The organism is Terriglobus sp. ADX1, from assembly GCF_036877645.1.
GTDB lineage: Bacteria > Acidobacteriota > Terriglobia > Terriglobales > Acidobacteriaceae > Terriglobus.
In genome coordinates this window covers 1-254 of the sequence record NZ_JAEDXV010000115.1, presented here as the reverse complement: position 1 = coordinate 254, position 254 = coordinate 1, and the positions used below count along the sequence as shown (strand labels likewise).

1 pseudogene is annotated in these 254 nt (G+C 58.3%); it reads left to right on the top strand.

What is annotated here, in order from left to right:
* Positions 1 to 23 precede the first annotated feature (23 nt).
* Positions 24 to 254: pseudogene (locus JAO32_RS19855) on the top strand (GMC family oxidoreductase); the annotation flags it as partial.

Genomic DNA, 254 nt, shown 5'->3' with positions numbered 1-254 from the left:
GACTGCCGGGCTTTGAAGACCACGTGCAATTAGGCAACCGGCCAAATGGGATCTATATCCCACGTTTTCGCAACATTCATGACAAGCATCCTGACTTCGTGCGCGGATATGGCTTCCAGGGACGCGCCGCCCGCGAAACCTGGTCGCGAGGCACAGATATGCCGGGATTCGGTGTCGACTTTAAGAACGCGCTGCGGGATCCGGGACCGTGGCATATCACCATCGGCGCATGGGGAGAATGCCTTCCCAACCAC